Source organism: Campylobacter sp. CFSAN093241, from assembly GCF_012889595.1.
Lineage (GTDB): Bacteria > Campylobacterota > Campylobacteria > Campylobacterales > Campylobacteraceae > Campylobacter_D > Campylobacter_D jejuni.
This window is the reverse complement of the sequence record NZ_CP040612.1, coordinates 1543962-1564367: the sequence shown is the minus strand read 5'-3', so window position 1 is coordinate 1564367 and position 20406 is coordinate 1543962. Positions and strand designations below refer to the sequence as shown.

At 30.4% G+C, this 20406-nt stretch carries 20 protein-coding genes and 4 tRNA genes; 6 read left to right on the top strand and 18 right to left on the bottom strand.

Annotated features, from left to right (window positions below):
- Positions 1–21: 21 nt before the first annotated feature.
- The 3 genes from FBE96_RS07920 (at position 22) to FBE96_RS07910 (ending at position 3327) form a co-directional block, all read left to right on the top strand.
- Positions 22–438, top strand: a complete 417-nt coding sequence (locus FBE96_RS07920; protein ID WP_002843383.1) for a PepSY-like domain-containing protein — start codon at positions 22–24, stop codon at positions 436–438.
- Positions 439–697: 259 nt separating this feature from the next.
- Complete coding sequence (locus tag FBE96_RS07915) at positions 698–1948, top strand: aromatic amino acid transport family protein (RefSeq protein ID WP_145599606.1); 1251 nt, start codon at positions 698–700, stop codon at positions 1946–1948.
- A gap of 14 nt (positions 1949–1962) precedes the next feature.
- On the top strand, positions 1963–3327 hold the full coding sequence (locus tag FBE96_RS07910; protein ID WP_002851484.1) for an L-serine ammonia-lyase: 1365 nt from the start codon (positions 1963–1965) through the stop codon (positions 3325–3327).
- A gap of 7 nt (positions 3328–3334) precedes the next feature.
- Here FBE96_RS07910 and FBE96_RS07905 read toward each other — a convergent pair whose 3' ends face one another.
- The 7 genes from FBE96_RS07905 to FBE96_RS07875 form a co-directional block, all read right to left on the bottom strand.
- Complete coding sequence (locus FBE96_RS07905) at positions 3335–3856, bottom strand: hypothetical protein (RefSeq protein ID WP_002868293.1); 522 nt, start codon at positions 3854–3856, stop codon at positions 3335–3337.
- Positions 3837–4847: a bifunctional diaminohydroxyphosphoribosylaminopyrimidine deaminase/5-amino-6-(5-phosphoribosylamino)uracil reductase RibD gene (ribD, locus tag FBE96_RS07900; protein WP_010891948.1), complete on the bottom strand. Its 1011-nt coding sequence runs from the start codon at positions 4845–4847 to the stop codon at positions 3837–3839. The genes FBE96_RS07905 and ribD overlap by 20 nt, the downstream gene beginning before the upstream one ends.
- A 204-nt stretch (positions 4848–5051) precedes the next feature.
- A tRNA-Ser gene (locus FBE96_RS07895) sits at positions 5052–5139 on the bottom strand.
- 21 nt (positions 5140–5160) lie between these two features.
- A tRNA-Cys gene (locus FBE96_RS07890) sits at positions 5161–5234 on the bottom strand.
- 18 nt (positions 5235–5252) lie between these two features.
- Positions 5253–5341 (bottom strand) — tRNA-Leu (locus tag FBE96_RS07885).
- 9 nt (positions 5342–5350) lie between these two features.
- Positions 5351–5425: transfer RNA gene (locus tag FBE96_RS07880), tRNA-Gly, on the bottom strand.
- 71 nt (positions 5426–5496) lie between these two features.
- Complete coding sequence (locus tag FBE96_RS07875) at positions 5497–6249, bottom strand: hypothetical protein (protein ID WP_002905783.1); 753 nt, start codon at positions 6247–6249, stop codon at positions 5497–5499.
- Between the two features lie 72 nt (positions 6250–6321).
- Here FBE96_RS07875 and mutY point away from each other — a divergent pair, with 72 nt between their 5' ends.
- Complete coding sequence (mutY, locus tag FBE96_RS07870) at positions 6322–7341, top strand: A/G-specific adenine glycosylase (protein WP_002905781.1); 1020 nt, start codon at positions 6322–6324, stop codon at positions 7339–7341.
- Here the strand turns inward: mutY and FBE96_RS07865 are convergent.
- Positions 7327–8586: an MFS transporter gene (locus FBE96_RS07865; protein WP_145599607.1), complete on the bottom strand. Its 1260-nt coding sequence runs from the start codon at positions 8584–8586 to the stop codon at positions 7327–7329. The two genes, mutY and FBE96_RS07865, sit on opposite strands and share 15 nt — an antisense overlap.
- A 165-nt stretch (positions 8587–8751) precedes the next feature.
- Between FBE96_RS07865 and FBE96_RS07860 the strand changes: the two genes are divergently transcribed.
- Positions 8752–9609, top strand: a complete 858-nt coding sequence (locus tag FBE96_RS07860) for a radical SAM/SPASM domain-containing protein (RefSeq protein WP_002858286.1) — start codon at positions 8752–8754, stop codon at positions 9607–9609.
- On the opposite strand, the gene FBE96_RS07855 is transcribed toward FBE96_RS07860, so the two are convergent.
- Genes FBE96_RS07855 through FBE96_RS07840 form a run of 4 tightly spaced genes read right to left on the bottom strand, consistent with a single transcriptional unit; the run spans position 9606 to position 14275 of the window.
- Positions 9606–10412 carry an ABC transporter substrate-binding protein gene (locus tag FBE96_RS07855; RefSeq protein WP_002905777.1) on the bottom strand — a complete coding sequence of 269 codons (807 nt, stop codon included), beginning with the start codon at positions 10410–10412 and terminating at the stop codon, positions 9606–9608. The two genes, FBE96_RS07860 and FBE96_RS07855, sit on opposite strands and share 4 nt — an antisense overlap.
- Positions 10409–11185, bottom strand: coding sequence for an ABC transporter ATP-binding protein (locus FBE96_RS07850; protein WP_002905775.1), 777 nt, complete (start codon positions 11183–11185; stop codon positions 10409–10411). The genes FBE96_RS07855 and FBE96_RS07850 overlap by 4 nt, the downstream gene beginning before the upstream one ends.
- Positions 11185–12171, bottom strand: a complete 987-nt coding sequence (locus tag FBE96_RS07845; protein ID WP_002905773.1) for an iron ABC transporter permease — start codon at positions 12169–12171, stop codon at positions 11185–11187. The genes FBE96_RS07850 and FBE96_RS07845 overlap by 1 nt, the downstream gene beginning before the upstream one ends.
- Entirely contained in the window at positions 12146–14275 is a 2130-nt protein-coding gene (locus tag FBE96_RS07840; RefSeq protein WP_145599608.1) for a TonB-dependent receptor, read from the bottom strand. Before FBE96_RS07840 ends, FBE96_RS07845 begins: the two co-directional genes overlap by 26 nt.
- 193 nt (positions 14276–14468) lie before the next feature.
- Here FBE96_RS07840 and FBE96_RS07835 point away from each other — a divergent pair, with 193 nt between their 5' ends.
- Positions 14469–15224, top strand: coding sequence for a HugZ family heme oxygenase (locus tag FBE96_RS07835; RefSeq protein ID WP_002851503.1), 756 nt, complete (start codon positions 14469–14471; stop codon positions 15222–15224).
- 13 nt (positions 15225–15237) lie between these two features.
- Here FBE96_RS07835 and prfA read toward each other — a convergent pair whose 3' ends face one another.
- From prfA to FBE96_RS07805, 6 genes are all read right to left on the bottom strand, one after another.
- Positions 15238–16305: a peptide chain release factor 1 gene (prfA, locus tag FBE96_RS07830; protein WP_002851189.1), complete on the bottom strand. Its 1068-nt coding sequence runs from the start codon at positions 16303–16305 to the stop codon at positions 15238–15240.
- Positions 16306–16323: 18 nt separating this feature from the next.
- Positions 16324–16587 carry a 30S ribosomal protein S20 gene (gene rpsT, locus FBE96_RS07825; RefSeq protein WP_002851317.1) on the bottom strand — a complete coding sequence of 88 codons (264 nt, stop codon included), beginning with the start codon at positions 16585–16587 and terminating at the stop codon, positions 16324–16326.
- 78 nt (positions 16588–16665) lie between these two features.
- Positions 16666–17166 carry a phosphatidylglycerophosphatase A gene (locus FBE96_RS07820; RefSeq protein ID WP_002851418.1) on the bottom strand — a complete coding sequence of 167 codons (501 nt, stop codon included), beginning with the start codon at positions 17164–17166 and terminating at the stop codon, positions 16666–16668.
- Between the two features lie 4 nt (positions 17167–17170).
- Positions 17171–18331: a sulfate adenylyltransferase gene (locus FBE96_RS07815; protein WP_002851486.1), complete on the bottom strand. Its 1161-nt coding sequence runs from the start codon at positions 18329–18331 to the stop codon at positions 17171–17173.
- Positions 18309–19196, bottom strand: a complete 888-nt coding sequence (locus FBE96_RS07810; protein WP_002851295.1) for a response regulator — start codon at positions 19194–19196, stop codon at positions 18309–18311. The genes FBE96_RS07815 and FBE96_RS07810 overlap by 23 nt, the downstream gene beginning before the upstream one ends.
- Positions 19193–20308, bottom strand: a complete 1116-nt coding sequence (locus tag FBE96_RS07805; protein WP_002851397.1) for a bifunctional 2-C-methyl-D-erythritol 4-phosphate cytidylyltransferase/2-C-methyl-D-erythritol 2,4-cyclodiphosphate synthase — start codon at positions 20306–20308, stop codon at positions 19193–19195. The genes FBE96_RS07810 and FBE96_RS07805 overlap by 4 nt, the downstream gene beginning before the upstream one ends.
- Between the last annotated feature and the right edge of the window lie 98 nt (positions 20309–20406).

Here is a 20406-nt window from a genome sequence, read left to right as displayed (position 1 = left end):
CCAAGAAAAAAAGGAGAAATTATGAAAGCAAAACTAACTTTACTTGCTTTGTTGGGTACTACGGTGCTTTTAGCTAAAGATATGGTTGTTCCTGCTAGCGAACTTCCAAATAATGCCAAAGAATTTATTTCTAAAAATTTTAAAACCGCTCAAATTGGTTTGGTGAAAAAAGATATAGATTCTTATGATGTGATTTTAAATGATGGAACTGAAATTGATTTTATGATCAATGGAGAGTGGAAAGAAGTTGATGGAAAATATAAGGCTTTGCCACATACTATCTTACCTAATGTTATGAAAAAAGTGAGTGCAACTCAACCAAATGCTCAAATTCTTGAAGTAGACAAAGAAATTAATGGTTATAAATTTAAGTTTAATAACAATATGGAAGTTTATACAGATATGCAAGGAAATATCCTAGGTCAAAAATTAGATTAATTTTTGAAAATTTAACTCCCTTAGAAAATTTGATGCAAAAATTTGGAAGCATAGTCTTCCAAATTTTTATTTTTTGATTGCAAAACTCAAAATATATTTAGTTTTAAAATAATACTGTATTGATACAAGTGATTGTTTTTTTATAAAATTAAATTTACAAAATGTTACATAAGATTTAAAATATTTTTTTTAAAAAATAATTATTTATAAATATTTTGCTAAAATAAAAGAGATGTAATCTTAAATTTAAGGAAGAATAATGAATACTCCTAAATGGACTAGTCACGATACAAGGTGGGTTTTATCTCTTTTTGGAACAGCTATTGGAGCCGGCGTACTTTTGTTGCCTATTAGTGCTGGGCTTGGTGGATTGATACCTTTGTTAGTTATACTTGTTTTAGCTTTTCCTATGACTTACTTAGCTCATAGAAATTTATGTCGCTTTGTGCTTTCAAGTTCTAATCCAAAAGATGATATTACTTTTGTTGCAGAAAGTTATTTTGGCAAGGGCGGTGGATTTTTAATTACACTTTTGTATTTTTTTGCTATTTTGCCTATTTTATTGGTTTATAGTGCTAATCTTACAACAACTTTGCTTGAGTTCTTAATCAATCAGTTCAATTTCAATGCAGATCTTACTCATGCTGCTCGTTGGTGGGTGAGTTTTTTGATTGTTGGAGTTTTGGTTTTGATTTCTATTCTTGGTGAAAATGTTGTAACAAAAGCAATGAGTTTTCTTGTTTTTCCTTTTATTATATTTTTATTTATTTTTTCATTGCTTTTAATTCCACAATGGAATTCATCATTATTTACAAATGTTGATTTTTCCGTAATTTCAACAAGTAATTTTTGGGTTACTTTATGGCTTGTTATTCCTGTGATGGTATTTAGTTTTAATCACTCTCCTATTATTTCTTCACTTGCTTGTTATTGTAAAAAAGAATATGGTGATTATGCTGAACCTCGCGCTAGAAAAATTATTTCTTTGGCAATTATTCTTATGGTTTTTGTTGTAATGTTTTTTGTTTTTTCTTGTGCTTTAACCTTTACACCAGAAGATTTTGCATCAGCAAAAGATCAAAATATCAATATTCTTACTTTTATAGCAAATAAATTTCCTGAAGTTTCTTTACTAGCTTATGTTGGACCTATTGTTGCACTTGTGGCTATTAGCAAAAGTTTCTTAGGGCATTATCTTGGTTCTCAAGAAGGCTTAAATGGTATTTTATATAAAGCAAGTCATGGTAGAATTCAAGGTAAATTCGCTCAAACTTTAACAGCGATCATTACCTTTGCTATCGCGTGGCTTGTTGCGTATAAAAATCCAAGTGTTATAGGAATTATCGAGGCTATTGGTGGTCCTGTTTTGGCTATTTTGCTTTTCTTAATGCCGCTTTATTGTATTTATCGTTTTGATATTTTGGCAAGGTTTCGTAATAAATTTTTAGATCTTTTTGTTTTGGTAATGGGGATAGTTGCAATTTCTGCTGCAATTCATGATCTTTTATAAATTAAGGATAAAAAATGAGTAATTTAAGCATTTTTAAAATAGGTGTTGGCCCTTCTTCTTCTCATACTTTAGGGCCTATGCTTGCTGGAAATTTATTTTGTAAAAAAGTTGCTAAAAAGCTTGATGAAATTGATAGAGTTGAGGTTACTCTTTATGGTTCTTTGTCGTTAACAGGCAAAGGACACTTGAGTGATAAGGCTGTGATTTGGGGGTTAAATGGCTTAGAAGCTAAAAATTTAAGTGCGGCAATACAAGATGAAGTAAATAAAAATGCTATTGAAAATGCTCAAATTGATTTTTGTGGCGAGAAAAAACTTAGTTTTAATTATGAAAAAGATTTGATATTTTCTAAAGATTTTTTACCTTTACATGAGAATGGTATGAAAATTAAAGCTTATGATTGTAAAGGTGGGTTAGTTGATGAGGAAACTTATTATTCTGTAGGTGGAGGCTTTGTTTTAACAGCTGCGGAATTAGAAAAAAAAGGTAAAAATTCTAACCAAAATAAAAAGAAAAAACTAGATATAGAGCTTAATAACGCTAAAGAAGCTTTAGAGCTTTGCGATAAAAGAGATTGGGATTTGGCAGAGCTTTCTTATCGTTATGAATTGCAATTTCACACTAAAGAGGAAATTTGTGCTTATTGTCTTGAAATTTGGGAAGTGATGCAAGAAGTGTATTATAATGGTACGCACCCGAATGAAGATTATTTGCCTGGAAAACTTCATTTAAAGCGTAGAGCTAAAGGACTTAAAGAAAGAGTAGCGATGACAGCTGATCCTATGGGTATTATCGATTTTATTTCTTTATATGCTATTGCGATTGCTGAAGAAAATGCTAGCGGAGCAAAAGTCGTAACCGCACCAACAAATGGAGCATGTGCTGTTATCCCTGCTGTTATGCTTTATCTTAAAAATCATACTATAGGTTTTAGTGATGAAAAGGTTATAGAGTTTTTATTAACAGCAATGCTTATAGGTTCTTTTTATAAGAAAAATGCAAGTATTAGCGGAGCAGAAGCAGGTTGTCAAGCAGAAATTGGTAGTGCTAGTTCTATGGCAGCTGCGGCTATGGCAACAGTTTTAGGAGCTAATGCTTTTAAAGCATGTAATGCTGCTGAAATGGCAATGGAACATCATCTAGGTCTAACTTGCGATCCAGTTGCAGGACTTGTGCAAATTCCTTGCATAGAAAGAAATGCCTTTGGAGCCATTAAGGCCATAAGTGCTGCTAGAATGGCAATGACACGCAAATCCACTCCTATGGTAAGCCTTGATGAGGTTATAGAAACCATGTATGAAACAGGAAAAGATATGAATTATAAATATAAAGAAACTTCTTTAGGTGGTCTTGCTACAAATTTAAAAACAGTATGCTAAAGTGTTTTTACACTTTAGTGTATTTTTTCATTCTTTGACTTAAAAATTCTTTCATTTCTTCTTTGGAAAAACTTTTAAGAATGCGAATTTGCTTAAAAAGCAAGCCAAGATTGATTACTCCCATCACTAAAAGCAATAAGCAAATCATTAAAAAAAGAAGATCTATGGCTCCAAATTCATTAATCATAGCCAAACTTGCAAAAAATACACTCGCTAATAACAAAAAAAATAAAAGCAATATTTGTTTTAATTTTGTCTCATTAAAATTATCGCAATTTTGAGTGAAATTTCTAAAAAGTATGATCTTTTTACCCAAATTTGAAACTAAAATTTCATCATTTTCCTTAAATAAGCCTTCTTTTAAACTTTGATAAAAAAAGATTTCATTGTTTAAATTTAAATCATCTTTGTAGCTTGATAGGGTGTAGTCCTTGTAAAAAAAGGATTTTAATTCATTTTTCTTTTCTATTTTAAATAATCTTAAATCATTTCTCGCATAAAAAAATCCACTAAAGTTCATAAATGCCATAAGTATCACTCCCTAAAAAATTCCTGTAAAGTGGCTTGAAATTTAAAGGTATTGTAACATTTTTTTCATCATTTAAACTTGAACTTTGGAAAATCAAAAACATATCTATTTCATCTTTAAAGATTTTGAGAAAATTTTCTCCACCCTCATACATTAAAAATTTAGCTTCACTTGGAATTTGGGTATAAATTTGGCGGTTTGGAACTTTAAATAAAGGGATATTTTTATCAAAATTATCTATATTTTGACGGCTTAAGATACAAAGATTAGGCGCTTTTGCTTTGCAAAGCCTAGCATCTAATATAGGGCAATCTTTTCTTATGGTTTCTCCACCGACTACAAGCAAATCAATCACCGCTCTAATTTCATGTGCATAAGTGCGACTTAGCTCATTGCTTACGATTTTGCCAAAAGGTGAGCCGTTCATAGAAAGGGCTAATTTAAAAAGTTTAAATTGCCCTTTTTGCCATTTTAAAAAAGGTTTTAAAAGTTTTTTTCCTTCTTCTTTAAGTATGTCAAATTCAACCTCTATACCTTGTTTTTTTAAAAATTCAGCCCCACCGCTTGCGATTTTATTTTCATCTTTAACGCTGATGAAAATTTTTTTAAAACCTAGCTCGCTAAAGAGTTTTGCACAAGGAGGTGTTTTTCCTTGATGAGAGCAAGGCTCAAGCGTTACAAAAGCTATGCTATCTTTAAATACACCTTGATGGTTTTTGCAAATAAACTCATGTAAGGCGTTTGCTTCTTTGGGCAATGAAATTTCAGGTCTTAAGCTTTTAAAAGCATGAGCTATGGCATTAAGTTCCGCATGAGCTAATCCAGCTTTTTCATGAGCTTTTATGGCTAAAATTTTTTCATTTTTATCTAAGATTACACAGCCTACAGCCGGATTTGGATAGGTTAAAAACTGATATTTCCAAGCCTCATTTAAAGCTAAATTCATATAAAATTCTTTCATTTGCCTACCTTGTATTTTAAAATTTGACATATTTTTAAAATTTTATATTTTTGTTTTAAGATAACAAATTCTAAATTTCCATTTGTATTTCTTATTTTTAATTATATTAGCCATAGTTTTTCTAAGTTTTTTTAGGATATAACAAAAATAGTAAGACCGAAGTATTATTTTTCATTTGTAGTATCCTTTATAATTTCAGGAATAATATAAGCTTGATAAACTAGAAAGTCTTGGTGGCCGGGAGAAAGGGATTCGAACCCCTGGAGGTGTGACCCTCAACGGTTTTCAAGACCGCCGCTTTCGACCACTCAGCCATCTCCCGATAAAGTAAAGTTTTGCCTTTTGGAGGCGACATCCGGATTCGAACCGGAGATCAAGGCTTTGCAGGCCCATGCCTTACCGCTTGGCTATGTCGCCCTGATAATGTTGAAAAAGTGGTGCCCGAGGCCGGACTTGAACCGGCACGGAAGAAAAATTCCGAGGGATTTTAAGTCCCTTGTGTCTACCAATTCCACCACCCGGGCGGGTGATTATGGAGCGGGAAACGAGATTCGAACTCGCGACCCCAACCTTGGCAAGGTTGTGCTCTACCCCTGAGCTATTCCCGCATAAATTTCTGAAAGAATTGAAGATAAAAGTATAGCAAAATAAACTTAAAAGGAGTTTATTTTGCTATAAGTTATTTGCAAATAAATAAAGCTTTTGCATTTAAAATTTGTTCTTTTTTGCTGATAATTGGAGATGAAAGTTCTATATTGTCAGATTTCGCATTTAGCATTCTAGGTGCGATATTGGTATTGGCATTTACTTGTAAATTTTTCAATACACAAGTTTTATTAAGATCTAAAGAGTAAGTTTTTTCATATTCGTATGATGTTTTTAAAAGCTCTTTGTAGAGATTTTCTTTGTTGTTGTTTAGTGTATCTTTTGAAAATTTTGTTTGTATGGCTGGTGTTGAAACGCTGATGAAATTATTTTTAGCTATGATAGAATTGATGTCATTTAAAAGCTTGTTAAAATCTGCAAGTTGGTTTTCTTTAAATTCACATTCTAAATTCGCATCAAATCTTTGACCTTTTGGAGTTTGTATACCATCTTTATAGGAAAAATTAGGTTCTAAAGAAAAACTTCCTCCGCTACAAAAATTTTCTTTTTTTGAGCGTTCTAAAATTTGATTGAAAGTATTTGTGATTTCAGCTTTTTCACTATTGTCTAATGTAATTTTTGAACTTAAATTTTCATTTGCCCAAAAATTAATATTTGCATATAAAATATCGGGTTTTAGCGTATTGCTTACTTCTATATTTCTTGAAAAATATAAATCATGATTAGAGTCTTTTTTGCCTAAAAATTCTACATTAAAAACTACTCCTGCAACAAAAAGTAATAAACATAAAAAACCTATACCTAAACCTTTAAAAAAAGCTAACATGGATATCCTTAATAATTTAATTTGAGCTAATTTTAGCAAAAAATTTTAAAATTTTTTGTTATACTCTCATTTATGCAAAAAAAAGAGCTTGAAAAACTACAAGAAAATTTACTTCTTTGGTATGAAAAAAATGGACGCAAAACTTTGCCTTGGCGTAATTTACAAAGTCAAAATTGTGATGAAAGTTTAAAGCATATTGATAGAGCTTATGGGGTTTATATCAGCGAAATTATGCTTCAGCAAACTCAAGTTAAATCAGTTTTAGAAAGGTTTTATTTCCCCTTTTTGCAAAAATTTCCTACTTTAGAAAGTTTGGCTAATGCTAATGAAGACGAGCTTTTAAAGGCTTGGCAAGGACTTGGTTATTACACTCGTGCTAGAAATTTAAAAAAGGCAGCTTTAGAATGCGTGGATAAGTTTGGGGCTAAATTACCCAAAGATGTTGAGGATCTAAAAAAATTAAGTGGTATAGGAGCTTATACAGCAGGCGCTATAGCTTGTTTTGGCTACGATCAAAAGGTTTCTTTTGTTGATGGCAATATACGCCGTGTGCTTTCTCGTCTTTTTGCTTTGGAAAATCCTAGCATGAAAGAACTTGAAAAAAGAGCTAAAGAGCTTTTAAATTTAAATCATGCCTTTGATCACAACCAAGCTTTGCTTGATATAGGGGCTTTGGTTTGTGTGGGTAAAAATGCAAAGTGTGGGATTTGTCCTTTGTATGATTTTTGTCAAGGCAAATTTCATACAGAGCTTTATCCAAGAGCTAAAAAAATACTTTATGAGAGTTTAAATTTAAATCTTTTTTTGTTTGAATTTAATAAAAAATTTGCGATACAGAAAAGCCAAGATAAGCTTTATAAGGGTATGTATAATTTTCCTTTTTTTAAAGAAGGAGAGTATAAACTTTCTAAAGATATGGGTTTTATAGGGGAGTTTAAGCACAGCTATACTAAGTATAAACTTAATATCAAGGTTTATCATCAAATTTTAAACAATGAAAATAAAAATTATGAATTTAAAACCTTAAAAGAGTTAGAAAGTACAGCACTTTCGGCACTTTCTTTAAAAGCGTTAAAATTAATTAAGCTCTGATTTTTTAGGCAAACATAAAGTAGCTATAAGCATGATGATTGTAAAAATAGCTATATATATAAAAAAGCCATTTTCTATACCTGCATTTTTAAATTGTAAAGCAACCCAAGGAGCAGATCCTCCAAAAACAGCATTTGAAATAGCATAACCTAAACCTGTCCCTAAAGCTCTTACATGTTCAGGAAAAAGTTTTGCTTTAAAAATCCCAGCAACTGAAGTATAAAAACTTAAAATAACAAACAATAATACCACCAACATAAATGTCAAAGAAGGATTATTTTGTGCGTTATTGGCTATAAGTGAAAAAATAGGATAAATTCCTACCAATGCCAAAATACAAAATACAATTAAAGATCGTTTGTGACCTATTTTATCTCCTATATATCCAAAAAAAGGTTGAATGATGATTAGTATAAATAAAGCACCTAAGAAAAGATTATTAACAAGCATTTTATCCATACCCGTATTTTCCATAAAAGTTTTAGTATAAGTTGTAATGGTGTAAAAAGCTAAAGAACCTCCAGAGGTAACCCCAAGTACCATTAAAAAAGGTTTCCAAGATTTGCATAATGCCTTTAAAGTACCACGATCTTCATGCTGGTGAAGTTTTGTAGCACTTTCATTCATCATTTTTCTTACAAAAAGCGAGCCTAGTGCTAAAATTCCGCCTATTACAAAAAGTATTCTCCAAGCATAATCTTTCATATCATCAATGCTAAAAAATAAAAACATTATACTAATGCTTGCAACGGCCAAAAGTTGACCACCTATTAGGGTTACATACTGAAAAGATGAGTAAAAACCGCGTTTTCCTTCCGTAGCAAGTTCTGAAAGATAAGTAGCTGCTATGCCATACTCCCCGCCTACACTAAGACCTTGAATAAGTCTTGCTATTAAAAGCAAGATAATAGCAAGATCGCCCACTGTATCTTTGCTTGGTAAGGCTGCTATCATAAAAGAGCCTAAAGCCATTAAAACCACTGATATAACCATAGATTTTTTACGACCTACTTTATCAGCTAAAGAGCCAAAAAGCCAAGAGCCTATAGGACGCATAAAAAATCCTACTGCAAAAACCCCAAAGGCATTGATTTGCTGGATAACAGGATTATCTGAAGTTGAAAAAGTATGAGCAAAATAAGTTGCTGTAAAAGCATAGATATAAAAATCAAACCACTCTACTAAATTTCCGCTACTTGCAGCAATAATAGAGCGAATTTTTTTCGTGCGAGTAAGCTCTTGCATAAACCCTTCCTTAATTTTAAATTTTTATTTAAGTATAGTGTGATTTTTGTTTAATATATTTAAAAATAAAGAAGATAAATAAAAAAGATAAAAATATCGATAAAAATGTTACATATTTTAATAAATTTCATAAATTTTGGTAAAATGTTTACTCTAGGAAATATAATGAAATTTAAAAAAATATATATAGAATTAAGCGATATTTGTGGTTTAAAATGTGATTTTTGTCCTTCTCAAAAAGGAATTCGCGGGGTAATGAGTGAAGAAAAATTTCAAAACTTAGCTTATGAAATTTCTAATAAAGCTGAGCTTTTTACCTTTCATCTTTTGGGTGATCCTTTGCTTTTACCTAATTTGGAAAATTATCTAAAAATCGCAAAAGATGAAGCTATGAAACTTGAAATCACTACAAGTGGCTTTTATCTAAATTCTAAAAATCAAGCTTTATTGTTAGGGTATGAGAATATCCATCAAATCAATATTTCTTTAATGTCTTTTTTAAGTCAAAGCAAAATTTCTTTAGAACAGTATTTTAAGCCTATTTTAGAACTTTGTAAAAAGCATTTAGAGCAAAAAAGCCTTTCTTTTATCAATCTAAGACTTTGGAATTTAGATGCTAATTTTAAAGCACCTAAGTCAAATTTAAAAATTTATGAGTTTTTAGCCAAAGAATTTGAAGCTAAGATTGATGCAAACTTAAGTAAAAATCGCTTGCAAAGACATATTTTGCTTCATCAAAATAAACTTTTTAAATGGCCAAATTTAAAAGATGAACCCCTTTATAAAAAAGGAAAATGTCATGCTTTAAAAGAGCAAATTGGGATTTTAAGTGATGGAAGTTTGGTGCCTTGCTGTTTGGATACTAAAGCAGATATTAACTTGGGAAATGTTTTTGAAAATAACTTTGATAAGCTTTTTAAATCACCGCGTATAAAGATGATGAAAAAAGCTTTTGAAGAAGATAAACGCATAGAAAAACTTTGTCAAACTTGCGAATTTTTTAAAGCAAGATTGGGTGATTAAAAATTGTTATTTTCTAGCTTTGTTTTAAATTCTTGAATTCTATCTATTATCTTAGGACTAAGACGTAATAATATAGGTGTATCTTTGTTAAAATAAATACTTCCTGTTTTAACTGCTTTGGTATTTTTCAATAAAGCATTTGTATCTAAAAGATTGTTTTTAGCATTAATTCCAAGAATGAGTATGTCTGGATTTTGTTTCAGTATGTATTCTGCTGATATAACAGGTCTTGAAATTTGACTTTGCGGGCTTAAATTTTTAATCCCTATAAGTCTTAAAATATCAGCTATTAAAGAATTATCATTAAAGGCCATTAAAGGGTTGCTAGAATAAAGATAAATCGCACTTTTATTTAGGGGTTTATCGCTTAATTTTTTAAATTTTTGGTTAAATTCTTGTTTTAAAAGCTCTGCTTCTTTTTCTTTTTTGGTGATTTGGCCTAAGGTTGTGATATTTTTTGTTATATCTTCTAAACGCTCGGCTTTTAAATTGATACTTTTGATACCAAAATTTTTAAGTCCTTCTTCTAAATTTAAAGAATAAGAGCTTAAAATCACCAAACTTGGTTTTAATGCTACTATTTTTTCAAGCGAAGGATTTGAAAAAGTACCTACGCTTGTAAGTTTTGAGGTTTGATCTTTGGGATAGATATTTGAGTGTTGCAAATTGGCAATGCCTACGATTTGATCCTTAGCCTTAAGCATAAAAAGGGTTTCTATGCTTGCAGGATCAAGCACTACAAGGCGTTCTTTTGCATTTAGTGTGATTAAAAACAAACTTATAATAATTAAAATTTTTTTCATTTTTTCTCCTTTAAAGCTAAAATATAAGGTTTAGAATTTTTATAAATAATCTCGCAGTTTAAATCATAAATTTCTTTTAAAATTTCTTGAGTAAAAAGCTCTTTGATCGTTCCAAAATACTTTATTTCCCCTTCTTTTAAAAAAAGGATTTTATCACAAAACATAGAAGCTAAATTTAAATCATGTAAGATAGCAACAATGGCAATATTTTTTTCTTTAACTAGTTTTTCGCAAAGACTTAAAAGCTCTATAGCATAGTTTAAATCAAGGGCTGAAGTGGGTTCATCTAAAAAAAGAATTTTTGGCTTTTTAAGCAAAGCTCTTGCTAAAAGCATTCTTTGAAATTCACCCCCACTTAAAGAAAGTATGCTTCTTTCTAGAAAATTTTCAAGTCTTAAATCCTTAGCAAATTCTTTAATTTCTAAAATATCTTCTTTAGAATAAGAACTAAAAGCGTGTTTTAAATTCGCATATTTACTCATTAAAAGCACATCGATGACTTTTAAAGGGGTGTTTAATTCTGATTTTTGAGGCACAAATCCGCAAATTTTGGCAAATTCTTTAAGAGAAAAATCCTTGATATTTGTGTTAAAAAGACTTATCACTCCTTTATTTGGACTTAAATTTTTAAGTATAAGTTTTAAAAGAGTGCTTTTGCCTGAGCCATTTGGCCCTAAAATTCCTATAAAAGCTTGGTTTTTAAGTTCTAAATGAATATTTTTTAGTAAATCTTTTTGGTGATAAGCAAAGCTTAAATTATGTATTTTTAGCATTATAAAAATCTCCTAGCGCTTAAAGCTAAGTATAAAAAAATAGGAGCTCCAAAAAATGCAGTTAAAATTCCAATCGGAATTTGCACAGGAGCTAAAAGAGTTCTTGCTAAAGTATCACAAATAAGTAAAAATAATCCTCCAAATGCTGTACATAAAGGGATAACTAAGGCATTATTATAATTTTTAAGCAAAAGTCTTATAGTATGAGGAATGATGAGTCCAACAAAGCCTATAAGTCCGCTAAAAGCAACCGCAAAAGATACAGCCAAGGATGAGACAATGAGTAAATTTATCTTTAATTTTTGAGCATTTACCCCTAGATTTCTAGCTTCATCATCTCCGCTTAAAAGTATGTTTAATTCGTTTTTATGAGCGTAAAAATAAAACAAACAAAAAATTAAAGGCAAGATTAAAATTCCCACACGAAACCAAGAAGCATTGCCTATATTTCCCATAAGCCAAGCGACTATTTTAAAAGAATCCTCGCCTATAAGATAAGTGAAAAAAGAAGTAAAAGCCCCTAAAAAAGATGAAGCTGCTATGCCGATAATGAGTAAAGTTGCTATAGAAGCTTTAGAAGAAATTTTAAAAACTCCTAGGGCAAAAAAGGTAGAGCAAACAAAACCTAAAATTCCATAATAATAATCATTCAATTTTAACAAATACGCCAAAACCGCTCCAAAGGTTGCCGCAGAAGCTATACCTATGATATAAGGATCAGCTATAGGATTTGAAAATACATTTTGAGTGATAGCCCCACTACTAGCTAAAAGCATACCGATTAAAATCGCCATTATAATCCGTGGTAAGCGTCCATCTATGATTATTTGTCTTAAAATTTCATCTTGGCTAAAGATATATGAAAAAAGCTCTTTTGGATTTAAATTCTCATCTCCTAAGCAAAGTGCTGTAAAGGAAGCGATTATATAAGCTACCAAAAGCCCTATAATCACTAAAATTTTAGAATGTGTATTTAAATTCAACATAGTAGTTTCTGCCATTTCCAACTAGGTATTGATCATTTATACTGTCTTGATAGGTGTAGTATCTTTTATCGAAAAGATTGCGAATTCCTGCTAAAATTTGTAATTTTTTATAATTATATTTCATGCCAATATCTGTTAAAAAATAATCCCTTATCCAAGAATTTTTAGACATTTTTCCTGTATTTTCATCTATAGTTCCACCATCTTTTGCTCTAGAAAAATAGGTTAAATCAATAAAATTTGAGAAATTTTTATTCCAAGCGTATTCAAGCCCAGCTGTGGCTTTGATTTTTGAAACATAAGGAATTCTCATGCCGTCATTAACACCTTTAGAAATTTTAGCATCAAGATAAGTTAGACTTTCTCTAAAGATTAAATCATCATCTAAAAAATTTTGACTCAGGCTTAATTCTACTCCTAAACGGCGAGTTTGATCTATATTATAATATTTCCACCAAGATCCACTAGTAGAATGAGGGTTTCCAAGATAAGAAATTTCATCTTTGCTTAGGGTGTAAAATAAAGTTAGATTAAAGCCGTAAAAATCCCACCAAAAATCATCAATACCTAGTTCAAAGGTATCAAAGATCTCAGGATTTAAATTTGCAGAATAATACTTTTGTGAATTTTTATCCTTGTTGACAAATTGTGCTGGATTTGGAGAGACAAAACCTCTTTCGTATTTGATATAAAGCTTTCCTGTGTCTGAGTATTTAAAATTTGGAGTGATTTCAAAAGCAAAATTATTGGCGTTTTTATTGGTATCAAAAAGTGTTGTTGAGTCTATGATAGTAGGCGATGGGGGTCTTCCGTTCATACTCATTTCATTTCTATAAGATCTATCGGTATTATAAGAGCTAAATTCATATCTAGCTCCACCGGATAAAGTAAAAAATTCATTAAAATTATGAGAATCAAGAGCAAAAATAGAATGGCTTTGTTTAGTCATATCCATTAAAGTTGTCATCCTGTGATAATTTATGACACTTGGAACGCTATAATACACCAAACTCTTTCTTTTTGCATCATGGTTTGCAAATTCATAACCAAAAATAAAATAAGAATTATTTGCATAATTTAGTTTGTTTTTTAAACTTATCCCTGTAAGTGTGTCTTCAAAACCACTTCCATTTTGATATACAGGAAGACTCATATTCATGTAGCTCATTGTAGAAACATCTTTTAGATAATTGATCTTTTGATTTTGCCAAAAAGCTTCTAGGTTAAATTCCCATATATCATCAAAATAGTAATGATAATCCAAAGAAATTTCAGGGCGATTGATTTGTATGATATTGTTACTATTACCTTTTTGAGTTGGATCGCTTTGAGCTTGTGCTTTTGTTAGATAGCCACTGCTGGTATTTTTGCTTTTAAAATAATTATACCCCAAAGTTAAATCGCTATTATCATTGATATCAATATAGGTTTTTGTGTTGATAAAATAACCTTTTTCATTATAACCTTCTTGATATCCATCAAGGTTAAAACTTTGTATATCAAAGCTAAAAGCTAAATTTTCATTTATTTGTTTGGCGCCATTGATACCTAAATTTCCACCTAGTCCACCATGATCATAAGCATTGCTTTTTAAATTTATAGCAAAAGCATCTGATTTTTGTTTTTTTGTAATGATATTAATCACGCCCCCTCTAGTACCACTTCCATAAAGCACAGATCCACCCCCAGGTATGATTTCTATGCGTTCTACATTATCTAAATTGATACTATCTAGCAGGGTTACACCATGGGAATTATCAAGAACATTAATAGCACGCCCATTGATCATAACTTTTACAGCTATATTGGATTTATTTCCTTGTCCACGCATATCTATATTGCGTCCAAGTCCAAAATTTACAAAACTAATGCCCGAAATTCTTTCTAAGGCTTGTTCTAAGGAAACATAACCTTTATTTTGTAGATCTTTGCCTTCTATGCTGATTACATTGCGTAAATTTGAATCCGCATCTTGTTCAAAACCTGTTGTACTAACAACAACTTTTTGTAGATTGATAGCTTTATTTGATTCTTGTGCATTTAAATTAGTTATTAGCAATAATGCAAATAAAGATAATTTAAAAGCTTTTTTATTTGGGTGCAAATTTTACTCCTTAAATAAAATAAATAATGATAATTTATATCATAATAATTTAGAAATAAATTTATCCTTTATTAACTTAATCTAGTATAAATTTTTGTTAAAATAGATAATTTATATATTTTAAGTGCTTTTTAATTTGATAATTGATACCATTTTTTTTAATATTTTATTTTAAAATCAAGAAAGGATAAAAATGAATTTTGAAAGCATTATTTCTCATATGAATGATCATCATAAATCAAATTTAGTCGATCTTTGTAAAAAATTTGGTGGTATTGAGCAAGTACAAGATGTTTTTCTAAAAAGTGTTGATTTTAATGGCTTAGATCTTGTTTACAATGATAAAGAAAATTTACGAGTGGAATTTCCCAAAAAAGCCGATGAAAACACGATTAAAGATGCTATAATATCCCTTTGCATGAGTGCAAAGAGCGAGCAAAATTTTAGTGGTGTAGAAAAAGAATTAAATGAATTTATGCTAAGTTTTAATTCTGTAGCTTTGGCAACTTTAAATGCAAATGGAGAAGTTGTTTGCTCGTATGCACCTTTTGTAAGCACACAATGGGGAAATTATATTTATATAAGTGAAGTAAGTGAACATTTTAACAACATCAAAGTAAATCCAAACAATATAGAAATAATGTTTTTAGAGGATGAGAGTAAAGCTGTTTCTGTTATACTTCGTAAAAGATTGCGCTATAGAGTAAATGCAAGCTTTTTAGAGAGAGGTGAAAGATTTGATCAAATTTATGATGAGTTTGAAAAACAAACCGGAGGAGAAGGAGGCATTAAAACTATACGCAAGATGCTTGATTTTCATCTAGTAAAGCTTGAATTTAAAAAAGGACGCTTTGTAAAAGGTTTTGGTCAAGCTTATGATATAGAAAATGGAAATGTTGCACATGTAGGTGCTAGTGGAAATCCACATAAATTCCTACATAAGCATTAATTTATATAAAATCTTATAAATTTTGTTCTTGTAAAGCTTGGGCTTGATGATGAGTGATTAAAGGTTCTATGATTTCATCAAAAAGCCCATCTTGCATAATGGCATCTAAGCGATATAAAGTAAGATTTATTCTATGATCGCTGATACGATTTTGTGGAAAATTGTAAGTGCGAATGCGTTCGCTTCTATCTCCGCTTCCTACTTGTGATTTTCTTGCTTCACTTTCTTTTGCTAGTCTTTCACTCTCTTGCATTTCATAAAGCCTTGCTTTTAGGACTTTCATCGCACTTTCTTTATTTTTGTGTTGGCTTTTTCCATCTTGATTGACTACAACTATACCTGTAGGGATATGAGTGATACGAACAGCTGAATCAGTAGTATTTACACTTTGTCCACCATGTCCTGAAGATCGCATAACATCAACTTTAAGATCGTTTGGATTGATTTCGATTTCTATATCATCAACTTCTGGCATTACTGCCACGGTGATAGCAGAAGTATGCACGCGTCCTTGGGATTCTGTTTGAGGAACTCTTTGAACACGGTGCGTTCCACCTTCATATTTAAGTCTTGAATAAGCCCCTGTTCCTTTAACAAGCATGATGATTTCTTTAAATCCACCTACGCTTCCTTCACTAGAGCTTACAATCTCAAGTTTATAGCCGCGATTTTCAGCATATCTTGCATAAGCTTTTACAAGATCTCCCACAAATAAAGATGCCTCATCGCCACCTGTGCCTGCACGAATTTCAAGAAAAATATTTCTTTCATCATTGGGATCTTTAGGAAGAAGTAAAATTTTAATCTCTTCTTCAAGTTTCGGTTTTAATTCTTCTAAAGTTTTTAGTTCTTCTTTTGCAAGTTCCCCAAGTTCTGGATCGTTTAGCAAAGCTTTATTTTCTTCTATATTGTCTAAAGTTTTTAAATACTCTTTAGCTTTTAAAACGATAGGTTCTAAATTTTTTTGTTCTTTAGAGAGTGTAGTCATTTTACTGATATCGTTGAGTATATCAGAACTGCTAAGAAGAGAATTTAACTCTTCAAAGCGTTTAAAAAAAGGATCTAGTTTGCTAGCTAACATTAAAAACTATATAGAAAATTATGCGATTTTATTTACTAAAAGGGCTAAGCGGCTTACACGGCGAGAAGCAGTTTGTTTTTTAATGAAACCGCGACTTACCATAGCATGAATGCTTTTATTAGCTACTTTTAAAGCTTCATTAGCAGCATTTTTATTTCCATTTGCTGCAGCTTCTCTTACGGCTTTAGTTATATTTTTAAGTCTTGTTCTATAGAATCTATTTCTTTCTGTTTTTTTAATAGTTTGTCTTGCTCTTTTTTCAGCAGATTTATGGTTTGCCATTTATATTTTCCTTTTTTGAAATTAAAGACTAAATTATATAAGAATAAAATTTAAAATTTAATTAATTTAAGCAAAATTTCAAAATAAATCTTTTAAATTTATATCCCAAAAAACTAAATTAAATTTAAGTAAAAATCCATAAATTACCGCACTTAAAAGTCCAGCAAACAATCCTGCTAACATATCATCAAGCATTACACCTAGTCCGCCTTTGACTTTTTTATCTATCTTACCAATAATAGAAGGTTTTGTAATGTCAAAGAGTCTGAATAAAACAAAAGCCAAAATAAAATTGACTATCGAGTTTTCAACACTTGCTGCAATAGCACAAGCAAGAAAAACTCCAGCAACCTCATCGATAACTATGTGTTTGTCATCGTGAATTCCTGTTTTTTTTTCATAATCATCTATAACACGAATACTTGCAACAAAAATTAAAATGCTTAGTAAAAACAAAGTATTAATCCCGAGATATTTAAGTATAAAAAAAGCAGGTATTAAAGCAGCGATAGTACCAAAAGTCCCACTTGCCTTTTTTACAGAACCTGAATAAAAAAAAGTTAAAAATAATTTTTGCATTTTATTACACCATATAAGACATTTGATGAATTTCTAAAAGTTTTTGATAAAATTCTTCATCATTTTTGTATTCTAAAATTCCATCAGTTGGAAAAAGCTCATTATAAATTTTTTGCATATTTTTTAATCTATTTGGAAAAAGAGAAGTTAAAATAACACTAGATACTTCCTTGCGTATGAAAATTGCTGGAGGAATGATACCCGCTCTTAGTAAATCTTTTAAAGACTGAGAATTATAGTGCAAATGGTGATGACAACCATGAGGGCAAGATCTTGTGCTAACAATCATGCGACATTGATCGCAAAATACAAATTCAGGCAAAACGATCACTTCTATGCCATAGTCCTTGGAAAAATCATCAAGTATGGTTTTTGGTTGGTTATCATCATAAAACATTCCAAGTCCTGTATGATTTTGTCCTACTACTAGTTTGGTACAACCTAGACTTTTTGCGATAATACTTTCTAAGCCAGGATTTAAATGAGCGTGAAAAATATTAATATTTTTTAATGGAAAAATGAAAATTCTATCCGGTGGAAGATAGTTTTGAATAAATTTTTTCAAATATGCTTCTTTAAGTTCGAATTCAAACCCATTTACATCAAAAGATTCTACAAGAAAAATTACAACTAAATCTGCTTTATCAATAGTCCAACGAAACATTCTTTCATGGGCACGATGCAAAGGATCAAAACTTGAAACTATAGCAGTAATTTTTTGTGCATTAAGATTGTTTTTGATTTGTTGAAAATTTTCTTTTATTTTTTCAATTTGAGAATTATAAATTTCTATTTTTCCACTTATGCAAGTTGTTCCCATGTCTTCTAAAGAGCAAGTGTTAGGACTGAAAATATCAGAAAAATTTTTATTATTTTTAAATTGGCTTTTAAAATCTATATGTCCTACTACTTTTTCATCTAGCATGAGATCGATTCTATCGCCAGATTTTATATCATTTAGTGCTTCTTCGGCATTTTTTGGTGCAAAGCTTAAGGGATAGGGAAAGCTTTCTCCTTTAAATTTTCCTGATTTAATGATTTCATTGACTTCTTTTTCATTCATTAAATGAGTGCAAGTGCCTAGCAAACCTTCTTTAATAAGTGATAAGATGCCAAATTCATTTTGATCTATGATAATGTTTTTATTTTTTCTTGCTGATTTCATATTTCTTCCTTTTTTCCCATAAAGATTTACGTGAAATGCCTAATTTTTTTGAAAGATCAGTATCAGGAAATATATTTTGGTAATTTATAATAACATATTTTACATACTCATCTATAGTTAAAATTTCATTGCTATTGATATTTTTTTCATTATCATTTAAATTAATGCAGTTTATTTTTAAATCATCTGTATTTGAATTGGTATGCAAAATAACATTTTTGTTTTGTATAAAATCTAGGAGTTTTTCCTTTTCTGCTGCTTTTAATGCTTGAAAATTACTCAAAAATAAAAGATTGTTTTCTGTGGGAAGTTTCATAACTTTTTCAACTGAATTTGTAGATGTTAAATCAATAAAAGAAAGAGTAATGTCACATTCATTTGCATAATTAAAAACAAAAGCATCAGCACTGCTTTGCTTGTTGGATTTTAATATCAATGGAAGTTTTAATTTTTTATAATTATACTCTGGAATTTTGATTGTTTCTAATCTTGATTTGATATAGCTTTGATAAGCTTTATTAAGGATTGAAAGTTTTCTAAAATCCTGATAATGCTTTATTTTTCTAATCAGCTCTTCTATCATAAAGGGTTTTTGAATATAATCACTAGCACCTAATTTCAAAGGATTTGAAACTGTATCTGTACTTATATAAGAAATAAGCAAAATAATAATACTATGTTTAAACTGACCTACGGCTTTTAGAAAATTATTAGTATTTGTAGAAAGCAGTATAATGTCATAGTATTTTTCACCATTGTATTCATCAAACGAGTTAATAATTTCACAGCTATATCCAGCATCACTTAGTTTAATGCTAATGCTTTGCGCTAGATAAATTTCATTTTCAATAATTAAAACTTTCATAATCTTGTCCAATCAAAATATTTTAAATTTACACTACTAAGCACCGCCATACCTTCTTTTCTTCCAATAAAACCCAATTTTTCCGTTGTTGTGGCTTTAACATTGATTCTAAATTCATCTAAATCTAAAGTATGAGCTATATTGCTTTGCATAGCTTGTTTAAAGTCTTTAAGTTTAGGGCTTTGTGCCATGACGCAAATGTCTATATTAATGAGTTCAAAACCTATTTCTCTGACTTTATCATAAGCTTGTTTTAAAAGCTCCATGGAGTTGGCATTTTTAAATTTCATATCAGTATCAGGATAAAGCTCTCCTATATCTCCAAGTCCTGCAGCACCTAAAATCGCATCGGTTAAAGAGTGAGCTAAAACATCTCCATCGCTGTGTGCTTTAAGCCCCATAGTAGGATGAATTTGCACTCCTGCTAAAAGCAAAGGGCGATTCTCTCCAAATTCATGCACATCAAAACCATTGCCAGTAAAAATTTCAAAGCTAGGTGTAGGCAAATCAAGTTTTTTAAGATCTTCTTTAAAGGTTAGTTTTCTTGCATTTTCTTCACCTTCAACAAACCAAATTTTTCCACCCATTGCAGCTATAGCTGTGCTATCATCTGTAAATTCTAGGTTTTGATCCAAGGCTTTTTTAAGCAATTTGGTTTTAGAAATTTGCGGGGTTTGAATGAGTTTGATTTTTTCTCTTTGCAAGGCTTCATTGTCAAAAAGTGTTGTATCTGCAACTTTTAAAGCAGGGGTAATACAATCTGCTTTATCTAAATTTTCAATCAAACGATCAAACAAATTTTTACTCACCAATACCCTTGCTACATCACTTACCATAACAAATTCGCTATCTATGAGCTCTAAGGCTTTTTTTAAGGATTCTGCTCTGGTATCACCACCTTCTATGAATTCATAGTTTTTGGTAAATTTTTTCATATAAGTGATATTACTAGAGGTAACAACTATTTTTTTAAAAGGATAAAAAGAGCTTAAATTTTTTGTTGCATAAAGCCAAAGAGGGTCATTTCCAAGTCGTAAAAATTGTTTTTTTACCTTTGTATTAAAACGAGTAGAATTTCCAGCTGCTAACATAATGAGGCTCATTTCACTCATTTTTTCATTCCTCTTTTTAATATTGTTGGTTTTTATAATGTTACCATATTATACACTTATAAAAAGCTAAATTTTATCATTTTATTAGTAAAATTGAT